13 protein-coding genes are annotated in these 21,655 nt (G+C 33.2%); 4 read left to right on the top strand and 9 right to left on the bottom strand.

Annotated elements, in window-relative coordinates; genetic code table 11:
- Positions 1-28: 28 nt before the first annotated feature.
- The 3 genes from ACQQ6V_RS03700 to gcvP all read right to left on the bottom strand — a co-directional run bounded on the left by ACQQ6V_RS03700 (position 29) and on the right by gcvP (position 5,192).
- A complete protein-coding gene (locus ACQQ6V_RS03700) occupies positions 29-574 on the bottom strand; it encodes a hypothetical protein (protein WP_448844209.1) in 546 nt (181 codons plus the stop codon).
- An 84-nt stretch (positions 575-658) separates the two neighbouring features.
- Positions 659-2,092: an amino acid permease gene (locus ACQQ6V_RS03695; RefSeq protein WP_448844208.1), complete on the bottom strand. Its 1,434-nt coding sequence runs from the start codon at positions 2,090-2,092 to the stop codon at positions 659-661.
- A 241-nt stretch (positions 2,093-2,333) separates the two neighbouring features.
- A complete protein-coding gene (gcvP, locus tag ACQQ6V_RS03690; RefSeq protein ID WP_448844207.1) occupies positions 2,334-5,192 on the bottom strand; it encodes an aminomethyl-transferring glycine dehydrogenase in 2,859 nt (952 codons plus the stop codon).
- A gap of 181 nt (positions 5,193-5,373) precedes the next feature.
- On the opposite strand from gcvP, the gene ACQQ6V_RS03685 reads away from it, so the two are divergent.
- Complete coding sequence (locus tag ACQQ6V_RS03685; RefSeq protein ID WP_448844206.1) at positions 5,374-5,526, top strand: hypothetical protein; 153 nt, start codon at positions 5,374-5,376, stop codon at positions 5,524-5,526.
- Positions 5,527-5,536: 10 nt separating this feature from the next.
- Here ACQQ6V_RS03685 and ACQQ6V_RS03680 read toward each other — a convergent pair whose 3' ends face one another.
- The 4 genes from ACQQ6V_RS03680 to ACQQ6V_RS03665 all read right to left on the bottom strand — a co-directional run bounded on the left by ACQQ6V_RS03680 (position 5,537) and on the right by ACQQ6V_RS03665 (position 8,072).
- Positions 5,537-6,184 carry a J domain-containing protein gene (locus ACQQ6V_RS03680; protein ID WP_448844205.1) on the bottom strand — a complete coding sequence of 216 codons (648 nt, stop codon included), beginning with the start codon at positions 6,182-6,184 and terminating at the stop codon, positions 5,537-5,539.
- A 79-nt stretch (positions 6,185-6,263) separates the two neighbouring features.
- Positions 6,264-6,701 (bottom strand): VOC family protein, encoded by a 438-nt coding sequence (locus ACQQ6V_RS03675; protein WP_448844204.1) that lies wholly within the window; start codon positions 6,699-6,701, stop codon positions 6,264-6,266.
- A gap of 36 nt (positions 6,702-6,737) precedes the next feature.
- Positions 6,738-7,601, bottom strand: coding sequence for a VOC family protein (locus tag ACQQ6V_RS03670; RefSeq protein ID WP_448844203.1), 864 nt, complete (start codon positions 7,599-7,601; stop codon positions 6,738-6,740).
- Between the two features lie 57 nt (positions 7,602-7,658).
- Positions 7,659-8,072 carry an SRPBCC family protein gene (locus tag ACQQ6V_RS03665; protein WP_448844202.1) on the bottom strand — a complete coding sequence of 138 codons (414 nt, stop codon included), beginning with the start codon at positions 8,070-8,072 and terminating at the stop codon, positions 7,659-7,661.
- A gap of 185 nt (positions 8,073-8,257) precedes the next feature.
- Here ACQQ6V_RS03665 and ACQQ6V_RS03660 point away from each other — a divergent pair, with 185 nt between their 5' ends.
- The gene (locus ACQQ6V_RS03660) at positions 8,258-9,871 is read left to right on the top strand and encodes a M1 family metallopeptidase (RefSeq protein ID WP_448844201.1); all 1,614 of its coding nucleotides are present in this window, start codon (positions 8,258-8,260) and stop codon (positions 9,869-9,871) included.
- A gap of 86 nt (positions 9,872-9,957) precedes the next feature.
- The gene (locus ACQQ6V_RS03655; protein ID WP_448844200.1) at positions 9,958-11,673 is read left to right on the top strand and encodes a tetratricopeptide repeat protein; all 1,716 of its coding nucleotides are present in this window, start codon (positions 9,958-9,960) and stop codon (positions 11,671-11,673) included.
- 74 nt (positions 11,674-11,747) lie between these two features.
- Here the strand turns inward: ACQQ6V_RS03655 and ACQQ6V_RS03650 are convergent, their stop codons facing one another.
- The gene (locus ACQQ6V_RS03650) at positions 11,748-12,773 is read right to left on the bottom strand and encodes a TerC family protein (protein WP_448844199.1); all 1,026 of its coding nucleotides are present in this window, start codon (positions 12,771-12,773) and stop codon (positions 11,748-11,750) included.
- A 601-nt stretch (positions 12,774-13,374) separates the two neighbouring features.
- Positions 13,375-20,100, bottom strand: coding sequence for a T9SS type B sorting domain-containing protein (locus ACQQ6V_RS03645; protein ID WP_448844198.1), 6,726 nt, complete (start codon positions 20,098-20,100; stop codon positions 13,375-13,377).
- 478 nt (positions 20,101-20,578) lie between these two features.
- Here ACQQ6V_RS03645 and bsh point away from each other — a divergent pair, with 478 nt between their 5' ends.
- The gene (bsh, locus tag ACQQ6V_RS03640; RefSeq protein WP_448844197.1) at positions 20,579-21,637 is read left to right on the top strand and encodes a bile salt hydrolase; all 1,059 of its coding nucleotides are present in this window, start codon (positions 20,579-20,581) and stop codon (positions 21,635-21,637) included.
- Positions 21,638-21,655: the final 18 nt, after the last annotated feature.

The following is a 21,655-nucleotide window of genomic DNA, read 5'->3' as shown; positions in this document are numbered from 1 at the left end:
TATTTTGGTCAGTTTTAACCTGAAATTTTTATTTTATTTTTTCTAAAAGATAGAGTTTTGCCCCAGAGAATGCGAGTTTCGGCATTAGGTTACCTTCTAAGACCATTGTCTTATTATTGACATCAATCACAGAGATATAATTACTAGAATTGTACTTGATATAATTTTCTTTTTCTTTATTGGATGGGTTTTTCCCAAACTCAAAATTATATTTCACCCAATCTTCCTTATCCGTACTGCAATGTACAGGTTTGAATTTCGATTTTTTAGAATTAAAAATAATCTGATCATAAGCATTCTCACACTCAGACGTAAAAGAACTATCTGGATTTTGATCTTTAGAGAAATCAGAGAAAGAACCTTTGTAGACTCCAACAACTCTCCAAGTACCATCTATACGATCTTCGTCTATTTTCCCATTGGCCTTGCTTACCGCCCAACTAATACCATTAACAGTTCCTTTTACAGCACCATAAGTCACTTTTGCAGCACCTTTCACCACGCTTGTTGCCGTAGAAACGATGCACGATTGTAGTAATAATACGGCAGAAATAAGGACTAAACTTTTTTTCATTTCACTTTATTTGTTGATGCGAAGTTACTCTTTTAAAGAAAAAAAATACTTCTTATTGAGATAAATGTTTTAATCTTAGATTATCTAATTTATTTTTTTCTGTCTATTAATGATAAAATAACAAGTATATAATAATAGTAACCAGACAGGAATTATCTCTACCGCAATTTTAAGCTTTCCTCCTGTAATCCACATCATCGCAAGAATTCCTGATAAAAATATTAAACAAATATAATTGGTTGCCGGAAATAAAAATGAAGGAAATAAAGTTTTTTTATTCTGAAGATTCATTGCATTTCTATATTTAATATGTGTGATAGAAATCATCATCCAATTGATAATTAACGCAGAAACCACTAGCATCATTAAAATTTCAAAGGCTTTTTCTGGAACCAATTTGTTAATTAAAATACAAATAGCTGCAAAAAAAGATGATACCAAAATTGCCATAATCGGCACCTGATTTTTGTTCAATTTTTTAAGAAATCTTGGAGCATTACCTTGTTCTGCCAAACCGAATAACATTCTACTATTACTATAAACGCTACTGTTATACACTGATAAAGCGGCCGTTAAAACAATAATATTAAGAACATTTGCAATGATTTTGTTAAACTGAATATGCTTTCCAAAAAGGGTAATGTCTATAGAATTTAGATTTTCGAATACCATGACAAACGGACTACTTTTATCTGTAATATTAGCCCATGGCGATAAAGAAAATAAGATAATCAAGGCGCCAACATAAAAGATTAGAATCCTATAAATTACCTGATTAGTTGCTTTCGGGATGTTTTTTTCTGGATTCTCAGCTTCTGCAGCGGTAATTCCGATCAATTCTAATCCTCCAAAAGAAAACATAATAAGTGCCATTGCAGCCATTAAACCTTGATATCCGCCTTCGCTACTGACACTAAACCAACCTTTCGGGAAAAAACCACCGTCATTCCATAGATTACTTACCGTAGCTTGTTCTCCACCCGTCCCACTAATTAGCAAATAGGTTCCGAAAAGAATCATCCCAATAATCGCAACGACTTTGATAATAGAAAACCAAAATTCTGCTTCTCCGTATACCTTAACTGATGCTAAATTGAGTGCATTAATCACTAAAAAGAAAAATAAACTAGATGCCCAAAGTGGTATATCTGGCCACCAAAATTGCACATACAATCCTATAGCCGTCAACTCTGACATACTAACCAAGATATAGAGAATCCAATAATTCCAGCCTGATGCAAAACCTGCAAAGTTACCCCAATACTTGTAGGCAAAATGACTAAAACTACCAGAAACAGGCTCATTAACAACCATTTCTCCTAATTGGCGCATAATAAAAAATGCTATAAGTCCTGCTATAGCATAGCCTAAAATTACTGATGGACCTGCCAAAACAGCAGCTGGACCAATCCCTAGAAACAAACCTGTACCAATTGCTCCACCTAAAGCAATCAATTGTATATGTCGATTTGTGAGTCCTCTTTTTAACTCTTTTTCTTCTCTATTATGCTTCTCCAAGTTTAATAATTTTAACCTAATTAATAATTTTCGTTAACTTAAAAATTTGTGTGCTAAAAATAGCATTTTAATTAGAAATCGACATCATATATGTTAAATTTTGAAAAAATAATTATATAATTAGACTTAGCACTTTATCTAACAGAATAATAACTTTATACTTTCTCTGTAGAAGAGAATATTTAAACAAAAAAAATCTCTCGAAACTAATCGAGAGATTTTCTTTATAATGATTTACATCTTACATATAAGCCTCAATTGGCGCACAAGTACAGATTAAGTTTCTGTCACCATAAGCTTCATCTAATCTAGATACAGACGCAAAGAACTTGTTATTTCTTACCCAATCTAATGGATAAGCAGCTTTCTCTCTGCTATAAGGCTTGTCCCAAGAATCAGAAATTACTAATTGCTCGGTATGTGGCGCATTTTTTAAAACGTTATTATCTTTATCAGCCTCACCATTTGCAATCTCATCAATCTCAAATTTGATATTGATTAATGCCTCTGCAAAACGATCGATTTCTTCTTTACTTTCAGATTCTGTAGGTTCTATCATCAATGTTCCTGCTACTGGGAAACTTACTGTTGGTGCATGGAAACCATAATCCATCAATCGCTTAGCGACATCTGCTACCTCTACACCTAAAGTTTTGAACTGACGGAAGTCTACGATACACTCATGTGCTACTCTTCCACTTTCGTTAGAATAAAGAATAGGGAAATGTTCTGATAATAATTCTTTCAAATAATTAGCATTAAGAATCGCATGTCCTGTTGCTTTTTTCAACCCGAAAGTACCTAACATTTTGATATAAGCGTAAGAAATATTCAAGATTAATCCTGAGCCATAAGGTGCTGCAGAAATACCTTCTATTGCTTCTTTACCACCTGTCTGGATATTAGCATTAGTTGGTAAAAACGGAACCAAATGCTCTGCCACACAAATTGGGCCTACACCTGGACCACCACCACCGTGAGGAATCGCAAATGTCTTATGCAAATTAAGGTGACAAACGTCTGCTCCAATAGATCCTGGGCTAGTGAAACCAACTTGGGCATTCATATTAGCACCATCCATATAAACTTGTCCGCCATGCTGGTGTATCAATTCTGTAATTTCTTTTATATTTTTATCAAAGAAACCATAAGTGGATGGATAAGTAATCATTACAGCAGAAAGATTCTCAGAATGCTGCTCTACTTTAGCTTTTAAATCTTCAAAATCAATTTCGCCTGATTCTAAATTTTTAACAACTACAATTTTCATCCCAGCCATAGCTGCTGATGCCGGATTAGTACCATGTGCAGATTGCGGGATTACAACGACATCTCTATGAAGATCGCCTCTAGATTTATGATATTCTCTAATCACCATTAATCCTGCATATTCTCCTTGAGCTCCAGAATTAGGCTGTAAAGAAGTCCCTGCAAAACCAGTAATCTCGGCAAGATCTTTCTCTAATTCTTTAATTAATTTTTGGTAACCTCCAGCCTGTTCTCTTGGTACAAATGGATGCACGCTTCCCCATTCTGCCCATGACAATGGCAACATTTCTGTTGCAGCATTAAGCTTCATAGTACAAGATCCTAGGGAAATCATAGAGTGTGTAAGCGATAAATCTTTGCGTTCTAATCTTTTGATATAACGCATCAATTCTGTCTCTGTATGGTATTTATTGAAGACCTCTTCTTTTAAGATTTCGTCTTTTCTAAGATAATCAGATGGAATTGAAATGGTCTCTTTTAGTTCTAATTGATATGCCTGCTTTCCTTTAAAACTAGCAAAAGCGTCAACCAATCTTTGTAAAGTAACTAATGTCGTCGTTTCATTAATTGCAATACTTACAACACCATGAGAAAAATAATTAAGATTAATTTTCTGGTCCAACATAGACGCTCTTAGAGCTGATTTTTCGTCTTCTTCAATTCTGAATTTTACAGTATCAAAAATAGGTTCTGACACGACATCATAACCAAAAATCTTCAAAGCATCATGTAGTGTATTTGCTTTAAAATGAATTTGATCTGCAATAAAGTTAAGTCCTTTAGGACCATGATATACGGCATACATCCCAGCCATCACTGCAAGAAGAACTTGCGCTGTACAGATGTTAGATGTTGCTCTTTCTCTTTTTATATGCTGTTCTCTAGTCTGTAGCGCCATTCTCAACGCTCTTTTCCCATACATATCTTGAGAAACTCCAATGATACGACCAGGAATATCTCTTTTATAATCAGACTTACAAGAGAAGAAAGCTGCGTGAGGACCTCCATAACCCATTGGGATACCGAAACGCTGAGTTGTACCAACTGCACAATCTGCACCCATAGTTGCTGGTGATTTTAACTTTACCAAAGCCAAAGGATCACAAGCTAATACAACTTGTAAATCTAAACTTTTGTATGTTACAATATCTTCTGTATAATCTAGAACAATACCATTTTTACCAGGATATTGTAATAAAACGCCATAATAAGATTGATCTAATTGTTGTTCTGCATGATTACCAATAACAACATCAATCCCTAAGCCTTCTGCTTTTGTTTTCAGAACTGAAATCGTCTGTGGCAATACTAGATCAGAAACAAAAAACTTATTAGCGTTATTTTTCTTTTGCTCTTTAGTCCTATTACTATAGAACATATGCATAGCCTCTGCTGCTGCAGTAGACTCATCTAACAATGATGCATTAGCTAACTCAAACCCTGTAAGATCACATACAACGGTTTGGAAATTAAGTAATGCTTCTAATCTACCTTGTGCAATTTCTGCTTGATAAGGCGTATAAGCCGTGTACCAAGATGGATTCTCTAAGATATTTCTCTGGATTGCAGAAGGTAAAATTGTATTATGATAACCAAATCCAATGTAATTATCAAACATGGCATTTTGCGCTGCTAATTCTTTAGAATGCAACAACATTTCATATTCTGAAAGAGGTTCTGAAATGTTTAAATCATTTTCTAAACGGATGGCGTTAGGAATGGTCTGGTCAATAAGTTGTTCTATACTATCAACACCTAGTCTCTTTAACATTTCCGCTGTATTAGCTTCATTAAGACTGATGTGACGGTTCACAAACTGCTGTGTATTCATCTAAACTTTTTATTAAGAATTATGAATGTAAATTTACAATAATTAGTTTAAATCGCCAAGAAGCTTTTTCTCCAGTACAGATTAGAACTAAAATGTTATTAGACTTAATTCTCCCATCTTAAAGTTTATTAAAAGCAAAAAAACAATTTGTATTTATTCTAAATTAAATTATATTTGCGCCATGAATCAACCCATTATCGCTTTTAAAATTCCTGCACTTACGCCAGCTTTTAGAGTTGCTGACGAATTGCTTTGCACCAAAAAAAATTGTTGTAAAAAATTTAAAAAAGGAAAACGTTGCAAGAAATGTCCAGGACGTGCTAAGATGGCTTAAAAAGATTGTTTTAGAACACTTTAGCAACCAATAAAGCAATCATTATTATTAATATCAATAAGATGATTTTTTGATTTTTAGTTGGTGTTGAGATTAGTTTTTCTTTAACCTCATTACCTTTTACAGGCTCGTCAATATCATCAAGCTTTTCTTTCTGATTTTCATTATCAAAAACCTGAGTAATTGTTATTCCTTGTACGACAGTTTTCTGCAAGACAGTATTAGTCGCATGCAAGAGAATCTGAAATTGTCCGTTTTCATCAAATTGCTTAATTTTAAACCGTCTTTCTCCAGTCGATTTTTCTAAACCAAACGGAATAATTTTAACTAAATCGGCATCATAAGTTTGCCAATTAAGGCTAATTTCTTCACCCAAAAAAGCCCTCGATTTACTGGTATTAAAATTCTGAATTCTTGGCGGATTTCTAGACTTAATAGATCTTTGTAAAGATGTTAATTGTTGATCGTAAATCCTACGTCGCTCTGTATCCATCAAGGTTTCATAAGCTTCTTGCACTTCTCGAAAACGATCTGCAAAAAATTGATCGTCTGTATTTTTATCTGGATGATATTTTAGTGACAACTTTCTATAAGTCTTCTTGATATCTTCTGTAGAAGCATCAATATTAAGACCAAGAAAATAATAGTAATCTTTCATCCTAGAAATATTTAGAAGCACAAAAATAAAAAAACGGAAAGACTTTTCTCCCCGTTCTTAATTTTATTTTGAATGATTTTTATCCTTCGTATCCGCTATCTTCACTATAATTAATCATCCATCTAATCCCGAATTTGTCTTGAAAACTACCATAGTAATCACCCCAAAATTGATCTTCCAAAGGCATTTCTATAATTCCATCGGCTGATAAAGCATCAAAAATACGTCTTGCCTCCTCTCTATCTTCCGGAAAAATGCTAACATATTGATTATTGCCTTTCTCTAACCTTTGTCCCATAGAAGGTATAATATCAGATCCCATCAATAGATCTCCTCCAATAGGAAGTGCAATATGCATCACGCGATTTTGGTCTTCTTCAGAAATATTTTCTATCTCTGTCGCATTACCTATTTTATAAATTTTCCCTAAAAATTCGCCGCCAAATACAGATTTATAAAAGTTAAATGCTTCTTCTGCGGTACCATCAAAATTAAGATAAGAATTAAGTTTTGCCATGATTTTATGGATTTATAATTATTAGATTGTAAAAAATTAGTTATCTATTTCTTTAAAAGCTCTTTCTAAGTCAGAGATTATAATCTTTTTCATCTTCAACATTGCCTCTACAACTCTTTGTGCTTTTTGATGATTAGGATCATTCATTAACGTTATCAGACGATGCGGCACAATCTGCCAACTCACCCCAAATTGATCTTTGAGCCAACCACATTGACTTTCTTGTCCTCCATTAGCAATCAACTCATCCCAATATTTATCCGTTTCTTGTTGATCGCTTGTCATCACAACGAGAGAAGTTGCTTCCGAAAAATTAAATGGATAATCCGCGGCACTATCCATACCAAACAGCTGATAATTATTAATGGTAAATTGGGCATTAGCAATATTTCCTTTATCCGTAGTAGATCCTGGAGGATAAAATGTTTTAGAATTTATTTCAGAATTTGGAAAAATATTGGTGTAATAGTCCATCGCTTCTTGGCATTTACCATTATTTTCATTGATAAACATTAATGTTGGCACATACTTTTGTTCAGATTTCTCACCTTTATAAAGTTGCCAATTTAATCCATATTGATCCTGAACCCAAGCATATTTTTCACTGAAAGGATAAGAATCCAATGGCATTAGGATTTTAGCATCTTCTGATAATTTGTTGTAATAGCTTTCTACTTCTTCTGCAGTTTCGCACATAACCATTATAGAAACTGAAGGATTAAGCTGAAACTGAGGTCCTGCATTAAGCAACATTATTTTTTGACCATTAAATTCCATATTAATCACAACTGGTGTATTAACCGTAATCTTAGCATTAGGAAAAACCGAAGTGTAGAATTGCGCGGCATCATTTCCTTTACCATCAAACCAGAAGCAAGGAAATATATTAGGATTAATCATAACTGTATTGATATTAAAAATAAAAAATGAGTATTTTCTATTTCTTTATTGGTAAAATTATAAACTTTCTGTGTAAACTTTGAATTGATCTAAGATAGCCATCCAGCCAGCACGTTGCATCTCTATTGGATTTTCTGTCTCTGGATCAAAAGTCTGCGATATTTCTATCAAATTATCATCTAACTGATTAAAACGTATTTCTACGGATCTTTGATCTTCTAGATGATATATCAATAATTCATGAGTAATGACATTATCATAGACTCCTTCAAAATCAAATCCAAAGCTTCCATCTTTGGCTTCCATTCTGGATTTTAGGCAACCTCCAACTTCAAGATGATTTTCGGCAGTTGTACAATGCCAATCGGGAGATGCAAAGTTCCAATTAACAATATGCTCTGGCGAAGTAAAACTATCCCAAACCTTATCTAAAGGTTGATTAATCTGTAATTGTATTGTTATTTTCCCCATATTTTTTTTCTTTTAATAAAAATATTTAAAGATCTCTTTATTGAAAATTTAGATTCATCCAAATGTAAGTTTTAATTGTTTTAGTTTAATAAAAGTTGTCATAATTAGTAATATTTTAACGTTAAATAAAATAAAGAATTACAAGTAAATGATTTGTAACTTTGTTTATCATTTAAAATTGAATTATGAAATATATTATTCTGTTTTTAAGCTTAACATCAGGTTTTGCTTTTAGTCAAAATTTCACCAAAGAAGATACACTAAAAGGAAGCAATACTTCATTTAGAAATTTCTGGGACGTAAAGAAGTATGATATTATTTTAGAAGCAGATTATAATACCAAAAGTATAAAAGGAAGTAACAAAATTACTTTCGAAATTATAAAAGATGTGACCAATCCTGTATTTCAGATTGATCTTCAAAAACCCATGAATGTTGGCAAGCTGTCAAGTTCTTTCGATAAAAAAACGCAATACAAGCACGAAGGTGATTTCATATTTGTTTCCACTAAAAAGAAATTTAAAAAAGGTGAAAAATACTCCATCAGCATTGATTTTTCTGGAAATCCCGTCATTGCAAAAAAAGCGCCTTGGGATGGCGGATGGGTTTTCACCAAAGATAAAAACGGAAATCCTTGGATGACTGCCGCAGACGAAGGAATTGGTGCTAGCATCTGGCTACCATGCAAAGATATATGGGAAGACGAGCCAGATAACGGGATTACCTTTAAGATTACAACGCCTAAAGATCTAGTAGGTGTTGCTAACGGTAAATTAATCGAAACCAAAACATTGGGCGATAAAACATCTTATCTCTGGGAGGTGAAAAATCCAATTAATGCCTACTCTATCATTCCGTCTATCGGGAAATATGTTAACTTTAAAGAAACGTATCAAGGTGAAAAAGGAAAATTGGATCTGGATTATTGGGTGATAGATTATAATCTAGACAAAGCAAAAAAGCAGTTTTCTCAAGTTAAACCCATGATGAAAGCTTTTGAACATTGGTTTGGGCCTTATCCTTTTTACGAAGATTCTTATAAATTAGTAGAGTCGCCACATCTCGGCATGGAGCACCAGAGCAATGTAGCTTATGGTAACAATTTTGAAAACGGTTATCTAGGTAGAGACTTATCTGGAAGCGGCGTTGGACTTAAGTGGGATTTTATCATTATTCATGAGACTGGACATGAGTGGTTTGCTAATAACATCACAGCTAAAGATCAGGCTGATATGTGGATTCACGAAGCTTTTACAAGTTACTCAGAAACATTATATACAGAAAGTCTTTTCGGGAAAGATGATGCTAACCGTTATGTTACTGGCACACGAAAAGCGATACAAAACGATCGTCCTATTATTGGAGAATACGGCGTAAGATATGAAGGCAGCGGCGATATGTACTACAAAGGTGCTAATATGTTGCACACCATGCGACAAGTGGTAAATGATGACGAAAAATTCAGACAAATGCTAAGAGGACTTAATAAAGATTTTTATCATCAAACTGTAACAACACAACAGATTGAAAGTTATATTTCTAAAAAGTTAGACTTTGATTTTACAAGTATTTTCAATCAATATTTAAGAACTTCTTACATCCCAACCTTAGAGTATCAACAGAAAGGCAATCAACTTTCTTATCGTTGGACTCATGTTATAAAAAACCTAAATCTACCTTTGCGATTACAGAATGGTCAAACCATTACACCATCAGAAGAATGGCAAACGCTAGAATTGAAAACAACTGATACTATAAAATTTAATGATAATTATTATATCAATTATAATAGAAAGTAAATATTAAATTATTAAAAATAATATAGTTGTGCTAATATATTATAAATCAATTTTGTAATTTTGGAGCACTGAAAAAAATAATACTTTTGAAATTATCTTTTACTTTTTTTCTACTTTTTCTAATTATTACACTATCTGGACAAAAGCAAGTTATTATTCCTCAAGATATTGTAGATCAACAAAAAAGAGCAGAAAACGTCATAGAACAGCTTAATAACTTCAAGGGAACACCTTTGGAAAAAAAGCATTTTCTACAACCTCTGAAAAAAATTGCTGATACCGAAAAAACACCTCTTTGGAAAACGATATATCTAGGATTATCAGCCAATATAGAGGCAGAATTACAAGATAAAATCAACCATACAAGTAATGCTCTATACCACGAGTCAATAAAAGCATCTACAACCTGCGAACTAAAACTCTGGTCGCTGACCAATTTTGCTTACTATCTTTATAATTACAGACAGATCACTTCTGCAATGCCCTATTTTATAGACGCTGTACAAGCTTCTAAAAATTGCAAAAGGTCTAATATGGTTAATCCTAGTGACAGCTTTAAGAAGATTGGATATTTTATGGTTACTCTGGGCGACACCAAAGAAGCTATTCGGTTTTTAAAAATTGCAGAAGAATATGCGCCTAATCAATCATCTGAGTTAGCAAGTATATTAGATAATATTGGTTACGGCTACTTAGTATTAAATAATGATAAAGAGGCTGAAAAATATTTTAATAAAGCGAAACATATATCTATCCAAATCAAAGATTATGTCAGACTAGGGAAAGCATTAGGAAATCTAGCATTATTAGAAGAAAAAAACAAAAATTACGACCAAGCTATTGCCTACATCAAAGAAGATCTTGTCTATTCTACAAAGTTCAATTCTGATCAAAATACCATGTATGCTCTTACTTTATTAGCCCGATTTTACCTTAAAAAAGATCTCGTTACTGAAGCTAAAAATACCATCAATAAAGCCGAAAAATTTGCTATTTCTAAAGATTATTTCAAAAAAAACGAACTAGAAATTCTTAAAATTAAATTACAAATAGCAGTTCTAGAAAACAATTCGATATCAGAATTAGACATAAGAAGAAAAATAGAAAAAACCTCAGAAGCACTAAAACATTCTGACGGCGAAGAAGTCGTAAAAAAGACCAACCTCCTTGTCCAAAAAGAAAAATACCTTAATAATATTACTGTTGCACAAGCACAATATGAAAAGGAAATTCTAATCAGGAAATCTATTGTTGCCATTGCTCTCCTATTGGCGGCACTGATTGTTTTCATTATCATCAATAACCGAAAAAAGCTGAAAGCAAAACAAAATGCCTTTGATAATAAAATACTAAAACTACATGTAGAGAAGCTTCAATCCGAAGAAAAATTAAGGCTAACGGATCACACATTGGGTTCTTATAAAATCTATCTTTTAGAAAAAAATGCTCAGATAGAAAAACTTCAAAAAAACATGGAATCTATTACAAGAAATGGTTCTTCGGAGGTACAAAAAGGAGAAATGGAAGACTTGCTGAGATCTCACCTCATGACAGAAAGTAATTGGAATAATTTCAAAAATGCCTTTATTATTGAGTACCCAGAGTTTTATAACATGTTAATAGAGAATTTCCCTGAGCTTACAGAGTCTAACTTACGAGTAGTTTTGCTTTCTAAAATGGAACTTTCTAACATTGATATTTCTCAATTATTAGGGATTACAGTAGACGCAATAAAAAAATCAAAACAAAGATTAAGAAAAAAATTAGGAGAAAAATACGATAGCTTATTTGAAAATATCTAATTAAACATCAACTAAAAAACAAAACCCCGCAAATTAATATTCTGCGGGGTTTTTATTATGCTAATATTGATATACTAATCTTTATTAATAATGCCTTTGTCTTTATCCGGAAACATAACCGATGCCAAAACTGATAATACCAAAATACTACCAACAATACCCAAAGATACTGGCGAAGGAATATGATACCACGGCGAAATAATCATTTTAGCTCCTATAAAAGCTAAAATAATTGCCAATCCATAAGGAAGTTTACTAAACATATGGATGAAGTTAGCCAGCAAAAAGTACAGAGATCTTAGTCCTAAAATTGCAAAAATATTAGAGGTATACAGTATGAATGGATCTGTAGAAATCGCAAAAATTGCTGGGATAGAATCTACCGCAAATAACACATCTGTAAACTCTATTACCGCTACAACAACTAAAAGTGGCGTTGCCATTTTAACACCATTTTGTACAGTAAAAAACTTATCACCATCATAGTTATCTGCAACTTTCCAGAATTTTTTCACAAGTCTTGCACCCGCAGTATTGCTATAATCCTGATCTTCATTATCATCATCTCCGCCCCAAGATTTGATCCCTGCATAAAACAAAAATAACCCGAACAAAGTCATCACAACGTTAATTTCTACCAACTTACCAAACAGTTCGAATTTTGGAAGATAAGTCAAATTGATAATACCAACACCTGCAAATATAAAAATTGCTCTAAAAATTAATGCACCTACAATACCCCAAAATAATACTTTATGATGAAGATATTTCGGGACTTTAAAAAAACCAAACACTAAAATAAACACAAAAAGATTATCGACCGACAAAGCTTTCTCTATCCAATAAGCTGCCTGATATTGAGTGAATTTTTCTATAGCTACAGCATGACCACCCGCATCCTGGTTGAAAACCCAATACACCACTCCAGAAAAAATCATAGACAATGAGATCCAAACGACAGACCAAATTGTTGCTTCTTTGGATGTGACAACATGTGATTTTTTATTAAAGACGCCAAGATCTAGCAATAACATCACGATGACCGTTATTCCAAATCCCCAAACAAGACCTGGATGAAGGTCCAAAACACTATGATTCATTATAGTAATTTTTAATTTTATTAGTTATTCTTACATAAAACCCGCCCGATGAACTCTTAGAAAAAATACTTCGTTCTAAGTTAATTATGCTAAAAAGTCAAAGATAATAATTCTATTTTCTGTTACACTAATCGTAGTGTCAACAAGCATCAATTTGCTCTAATAATAATTACTATATTCAACTTTTATTTTATTGAAATCTATTAAACCTTTACTTTTAAAAACTATTTTTTAACGTATAACATTAAGAAAACTATTGATTAAAGTAAAGCATTAATTTATAATTTTTCGGATTCCAAAGATCATCATTATTATTGAAATATTAAGCTAAAAAGTAAACTTCATTGAAGTTATATTCCACAAAAAAGCATTTAATCTTATAATATTAGTAAAGATCTTCATATGACGTTTTGGAAAGCAATTTTTTATTCGAGATCGTGATTAAGTTATTTAATAAAACAAACTACTTTTAATAAAAACACAAGCTTAGTGAATGTGAAAAGTAGAGATCATGTAGAATTTCAAACAAAAAAAACCTTAAGAAATAATTTACTTCTTAAGGTTATTGGCTATTCTTATAAAAGTTGAAACCTCATCATTTTTAGTTTCTATTTTTAATTGTTAAAAATCCTGTTAAAATTCTTCCATCTGTAACAACGATATGGTACCAATAGTTACCTGTTGGCAATACTCTTTTTTGATAATGCCCATCCCAAGAGAAAGGACCGTCCACCTTCTTATTAAGAACCTCTATACCAGTCCTATCAAGAACTCGTATGATTGATCCAGGATATTTTTCGATACCATCAATCCCCCAGAAGTCATTAACACCATCTCCATTGGGAGAAAAGACATTTTTTATTTTGAAGATTGTAAACTCTTGCTCTGCCACTGCACAAATATTGATTTTATCACGCGCATATACTTTATAAGTACCAGTTTCTAAATTAAAAAATGTGTTAGATGATTGCCATAATTTCCCATCTAATGAAAACTCGAAATTACCATTGCCCTGCATTACTACTTTCACATTATTATTCTCAATTTTTATTTCAGAGATAATAGGTAAAGGTACTCCTGGGATTGCTGTAGATACTAACTGAGAAGTCACAGCAAGACGCCCAACACTTTCGCAACCATCTATAGTTTGTGTAGCATAGTAAGTTTTTCCGTCTTCTAAAATTTGAGTTACAGGCAATACAGCCGTTGAAATCATACTCGAATACCATTTTATTTGACTCCCAACTATCTTAATATTAGACAATTGAGAGCTTTGACTAACACAAAATAGCTGCAACGAATCTCCTGTTGGTGCTGGTGTTGATATAATCTTAATAGTTATGGGAACACGATCACTCTCACAACCTTCTACAAATTGTGATGCATAATAGGTTTTACCATCTGTGAGAATTGTAGATGAAGGTAAGTTAAGTCCTCCAGCTATGTTTTCATACCATTTCACTCCTGTCCCTGTAATTATTATATTTGAAAGCGTTGCATTTTGCTGAATACAAAAGCTTTGACTAGAATTCAAAATAGGTTTTGGTGTATTATTAATATAAACAGCAATATTAGCCGTTGTAGGATCAGATATACATCCCATTGCATTCTTTAATCTAATAATATAATTACCTGGTGCCAAAGCTCCAAATGTATTAGAAAGCTGCCATGATAGACCATTATCAATAGTATATTCTGTACCTATATCTAAAATTAAAATTTGTCCATTAGGTCTATTACAATCAATTTGTTGCACTTGGATTACAGGTGACTTAGGCGTATCTGCAGGTTTATTAATCGTTACTTTTACAGCAGCGGATTCGCAACCAGCAACATTTTTTGTTTTGATAAAGTAATCACCTGCTGCAAGTGGTCCAGACTTTGGATTTGTAACATACGTAATCCCATTATCATAGCTATAAAATGGCATCACAGTATTGATAGTGATTTCACCAAAGGCATAGACACATGACGTAGGTTGTACAACATTATACGTTGGTAATATTGGCGCATCTGGAGGTGTATCTATCTGTATAGATAATGCTGGTGATGGACATCCGCCTAAAGCCAATTTAACACGAACCAAATAATTACCTGGCGGTAGATTTTGACTAGCTTGCCCGATCCAAGTTACACCATCATCATAGCTATAAAATGCGGCTGGAGAAATTATAGAAATCTTACCATTAGTAGCAGAGCAACCTACAGGTTGTGTCACACTCACTTGAGGTATTGTTGGTGTAGAAGGTTGCGTCTTGATATTAGCAACAGCAACTAAAGAAATGCAACCCGCAGCATCTTTAATTATAATATTATAAGTGCCTGGTGACAAATTAGTTTTAGTATTAGAAGATCCAAATGTTAGTCCATTATCAAAACTATATTCTAATGCAGTAGAATTAACAATAATTTCGCCTAATGGATTGTTACAATCTGGTTGTTTTATATCGAAAGTTGGCGCAGGTAAAGGTGCTGGATCACTAATAGTAACAGTTGTAGGAAAAGATAGGCATCCAGAAGTATCTTTTACTCTTACTTTATAAGTACCTGGTAATAAGTTAATTTTAGTATTAGCATAAACGTAAGTAAGACCATCGTCAAAACTATAAGTAGATCCTACTGTCTTAATAACAATACCACCAGTAGATACGCTACATGTAGGTTGTACAATATCCACATCTGGCGCAGCAATATATTGCCCAGAATTGAGATTAACAATTAATGTTTTAGAATCACAAGAATAGGTATTTGTTCTTATTTTAAGAATGTAAGTCCCCGCACCCAAATTCTTTTTAATAGGATCGGTACTCCATGAAGCGCCATCATTAAAACTAAAGCTAATACCTGGAGTGGAAATACTGATACTCCCATCCGTAGTATTACAAGCTGAAGGTTGTACAATAGTCGCAAATGGAGCATTGGGAATATTAGGTACAGAACTGATATAAACACTTTGTGATTGAGAAAGACATCCCGAAGCATTTTTAGTTAAAACAGAATAACTTCCAGAAGCAAGTTTATCTTTCATTGGAGAAGTTTGCCAAGTTGCTCCATTATCAAAACTGTATAAATCTGCTATAGACTTAATTACAATCGTCCCAGATGGCGTTTCGCAGGTTGGTGCAATCGTTGTTGTTTGCGGTGCACTAGCATAATAAGTTTGAACAGAAGTATAAGTTGCAAGAGAAACACAATTTTGTTGGTTCTTAATTTTAATATTGTAACCTCCTGGTTTTGGGTCAAGTAACGTCCTGCTAGTTCCCCAAGTAACTCCGTTGTCAAAAGAATAAAAATCTCCATCACTTACAATTGTAATGCTTCCACCATTTCCGCAAGTTGGTTGTACTGTTTTTAAAAGTGGTCTCGGAAGATAATATTGCTGTATAGATACACTATAAGCATATGGATTAGAAATACAATTTTGAGAATTCTTAATAACAATATTATAATAGCCTGATGTTGGATTATTAAGAATAGGATTAGTCGTCCAAGTTGACCCACCATTAAAACTATATTGAGCGGCTGTCGTTAATATCTTTATCATACCTCCATTACCACAACTTGGCTGAATCACCTGTACATCTGGATTAGGAATATACACCGGGTCTAATGACATAGATATTGCATTAGGATTAGATGTACAATTTTGGTCATTTTTCACCATCAAATTATAATATCCAGATTGCAATCCTGTAAATGTATTAGACGAAGACCAAGTCTTACCTCCATCAATTGAATAGTTTTTAAAAGGAGACAAAAATGTAATTGTACCGCCAACACCGCAAGAAGGCTGCGTAAAACTATACACTGGATCTGGCAAATAGAATTCTTTAATATTAACATAAGAGGTATTAGACTCGCAAGCATTATTATTTTTAATTTTAACATAATAATAACCTGGTTGCAAATTATTAAACACAGGTGTTGTCACCCAAGTACCTCCTCCATTAATACTATAAAAATCAGCAGTAGCATTAATTGTAAGACTCGCCTTTGTAGTGCAAGTTGCCTCTACAATGGACACTGAAGGTTCTGGTAGATTATATTCCGAAAGATTGATATATTTAGTGATTGACGTACAGCCTGCTTTTCTAATTACAATATTATAACTTCCTTTAGATAAACTATTGAATATTGGGCTTGAAGACCATGTGCTTCCACCATTAATACTATATTGATCAGCTGGTGTTACAATCTCTATAGACCCAACAGAATTGCCACAACTTGGGCTTGTTGCTTTATAAATAGGCTCTGGCAAATATGCTGTGCTAAAGTAAACATAATTAGCATCCGAAATACAATTCAAATTATTTTTAACAACAATTGTAAAACTTGTTGACGTAAGATTATTAAATACTGGACTTGCTGACCATGTAGAACCATTATCGATACTGTACCAATCAGCTGGAGTTAGAATGGTTATGCTCCCTTTTGTACTACAAGTTGGTTGGACAATTGATACCTGAGGCTTTGGTAGTTTTGCCTGATATAAATATGCAGAAGCTGGATTAGAAATACAACCAAGATTATTTTTAATCAATATATAATAACTGCCAGCTGATAAAACTTTAGAATTACTCGTCCCCCAAGTCACACCATTATCAAAACTATAAAAATCAGCATAGGTATTAATCGTCACTTTACCATCTACACCACATTTTGGTTGCTCTACATAGATTACAGGTGCTTGTAAAGTAGGCTTTTGTAATGTTACTTGATAATTTTGAGAAATACATCCTGCACTATTTTTAATTTTAATATTATAATTACCTGCAGGCAATTGTTTCAGGTTACTCGTTGTCCAGGTAAGACCTCCATCAAAACTATATTCGGATGCTTCTGTCTTTATATATATAGTACCATCTACACCACATTGTGGTTGATTAGTTTCTACTTCAGGATTAGTATTCTCAAATTTCCTAAGATAAACATATTGCATATTTGATACACAATCTAGATAGTTTTTCACACCGATATTATAAGTCCCTGCTGATAAATTATCTAAAAAATTAGATGTTACCCAAGTTGTACCTCCATCAAAGGTATAGTAGTCTGCCGGCGTATTAATTGTTATTTTTCCTTTTACAGCACAAGCAGGATGCTCAACATTATAATCCACCTCACCTAATGTGCTACTCACAATATTTACTGGATAAGGATTAGATATACAACCTGCGATATCCTTAATACGTACAAAGTACTTTCCTGGCTTAAGCTTATCTATTGTAGATGTTGTCCCCCATGTAACACCGTTATCTACACTATAAAAAGGAGCATTAGAGGTAATAATAATACGTCCTGTATCACCACAAAACTTAGGATTATCTCCATACGCTGAAGGATACGGCAATAATGCAGGAATAATTTCTACTTCTTGAGCATAAGAAATACAGCCTTTTACTGTTTTTATTTTTACCAAAAATTTACCAGGACTTAAATTTGTTTTTATTGGATTAGTCGTCCACGTAATGCCATTATCAAAACTATATTCTGAAGCAGCAGAAGTCACTTCTATTTTACCAAAACTCACAAAGCAAGAAGGCTGGCTAACGACTAACTGAGGTGTTACAGCCGTCTGACTTGGTTGTATATCCACCGTTGCTGTACTAGAGCAACCGTAACTATCTGTTACAACAACACTATAAATACCTACATCTGTTACGGTTATACTTCTTGTCGTTTCGCCACTAGGGCTCCACAAATAAGTAGCACCTTCGGATGCTGTTAATTGTGTACTGCCCGAGCATACATTAAGCACACCTGAAATCTGAGATGATGGATTACGAACTTCTAAAGTGACAGGTATTATCTTAAAACAACTCGCATCTTTAGAAACCCTAACATACAAAGTAGTTGAAGAGGAAGAAAAATTACCTTGATTAGTGACTGGATTGTTATTAAATGCATCCTCATAAGTTTTACAATAAACAAAACTTAACCCAGCTGTAGAGCTTACTAATTGAGTATTAAGATCATCCAGATTAAACACTTCTATTCCATCTTCATTTGCATCACATTTTGATAATTTCCCTGTTTTAACATTTATATTACAGGAAGTATTACAATTAAGAAAACTTATATCCCATCCATCATTAGCATCATTATCTGAAGCTGATTCGAAAAAATTACCACTACCACAAACAATAGTAGGCATATCATAATCGACTTTTACCCCAACATTATAATTCGCAAAATTAATATCAGGAAAGTCAGCAGTTGACAAACTAAAGCAAAACTTTTTATTAATAGCATCAATATTAGCTGCAGTAGTTGTATGTACAACTTTACCTGTACTATCGTAAAGACTTAAGGTCATCTTTTTTACTGTCGCTACAACTCCTCCAGAATTAGGTACAGTAAATGTACCACAAACATTAAGCGGTAACGTTGGACATACTGCATACAATGGGTCTAATTTGATGCTTCCAACAAAACTCTCATCGGTATGAGACACACAAATATCATCCACGTAGGCATAGCCAAAATGTCCTCCCAATCCACAACGAGAAGCCATAAACTCTACCGTAAACTCTTCATTATTTGGTATTGAAGAAATATCTAAAATACCCGCTTGCCAATTGGCTGTGTATAATGTTACATAACCATATGAACCATCTGGAACTTTAGTGAAAATACAGTTTTTCTCATCACCCACTAGACAAAACTCACTAATAGTCTTGCCATTTTTATCAAGAATCCTAGCTTTAAAATATGCCTGATTATCCGTATGGCTAGTATCGTAAACGCTTTGTAAAACGGCTTTGTAATTAAATTTTAGAAAATTTTCATTATTAGTTTTAAATCTTTTACTCTGTACAACCGAGCCATAAGTACCTGAGTTTTCATAATTAATTTTTAATGCATACTGATCCCAAGCCTTTATATCGCCCATGTAACGATCTATAAAACTTGAAGAAACAGTTGTCGCCATTAAGGATTTAGCTTTAGCTGGATCATACAACGGGATATAAGCATCTGCTTTATTAGTTATTGAGCGACACTGAGTAGGTCCAGGCGGATCTCCTATAGTATACATAAAATCTTTAAGAAAACTATTCCCAGAAATTGTTTCATGCTGTTCAAAACCACCATTAGAACACATCTGTACAGCTGACATCGCTCCTTTTTTCATAGAGCTTTGTTCTTCCCTAACTTTACTATCACGTAACTTAATAGCAGCATCTCGTGATTTTGGATTAGTTATAATCTTACCTTGTGTATCTTCTATAATACCATTTCTTAAGTAGCCTAAATTTTGTGAATTTTGTGATTGTGCACAAAGAAATTGAAACAAAAAAAGTAAAACTAAAATATAAAATTTATTCATCAAATTAACCTATAATATTGAATGTCAAATATATTAAAATTTGTATTTTTTTCTATCATTAATTAATAGAATACATTGCAGTAAAACAGAGTTACGGTTTATTATCTACATACCAATCGTAAAATTACACAATCACTAACATCAACCATCAAAAACAAATAAATCAATAAAAAAAATCCAAACAAATGAAAATAACAAAACTACATCAACATAATCCGCTCTAATTAAGTTGTGATTAACCCATATCTATTATTCGATTTTATTAAGTATAAACTATAATACAATTATAAATACTTACAAAAACAAACTAATAATTACTCTTGCGATTATTTATAACAATTGATAATCAACAACATTTAATTAAATTAAAACCAAAATAATAGATTATTTTTATTAAATTGTAAAGCATATCAAATAATGAAATAACCAAAATATATTAAATCTCATAAACAGATATTAATCTAAAAATTAGTTAAACATGAAAAAAAACAATTTACTTAGAGCAACAGTAGCATTAAGCACCATCGCAATGCTAACGCTTACTCAGAAAATGGATGCCTGCACAAGAGTAGTCTACAAAGGCCCCGATAATACAGTAATTACAGCCCGATCCATGGATTGGAAAGACGAAATAGACGCCAATATCTGGGTATTCCCAAGAGGAATTGAGAAAAATGGAAGTGTCGGCAAAAACTCCATTAATTGGACTTCTAAATATGGAAGTGTCATCACCAGTGCATGGGACATTGCTACAACAGATGGTATTAATGAGAAGGGCTTAGTGGCTAATGTTCTTTGGCTCGTAGAAAGTCAATATCCCAAGTATAATCCCAACGGAAAAGATAAAGGTATTACTATTTCTGCTTGGGCGCAGTACGTTTTAGATAATTTTGCATCCGTTAAAGATGCTGTAGACGAGCTTAGAAAAGAAGAATTTGTAATCGTTTCTGATTATATTCCTGGGACGACAAAATTCACTACACTACACCTTTCTATATCTGATGCATCAGGCGATAATGCCATCTTCGAGTATATCGGAGGAAAACTAAAAATACATCATGATTCTTCTTACACAGTAATGACCAACTCTCCTACTTTTGATGAGCAATTAGCCATTAATAAATATTGGCTTGGCATCCCAGGTACCATAATGTTACCAGGGACTAACAGAGCAGCAGATCGGTTTGCGAGAGCATCTTACTACATCAATGCTATCCCTCAGACTGCGGATGTGCGAACTTCTGTTGCAAGTGTTTTCAGTGTTATTAGAAATTGCTCTGTCCCTTACGGTATTTCTTCAGAAGCAGAACCTAATATATCTTCAACAAGATGGAGATCTGTAGCGGATCAAAAAAACCTCGTATACTATTTTGAAACGATTAAAACTCCAAATACTTTTTGGGTTGATCTCAAAAAATTAGACTTTAACAAAAATGCGCCTGTAAAAAGATTAAGCGTAAGTAAAAATGAAACCTATGCGGGAGAAACATCTAAAACCTTTGTACCAACTAAAGCATTTACATTTCTAGGGATATAAAATATTATTGCGCAAAAA

The organism is Chryseobacterium electrogenes, from assembly GCF_053553015.1.
This window is presented reverse-complemented; position numbering and strand designations above follow the sequence as displayed.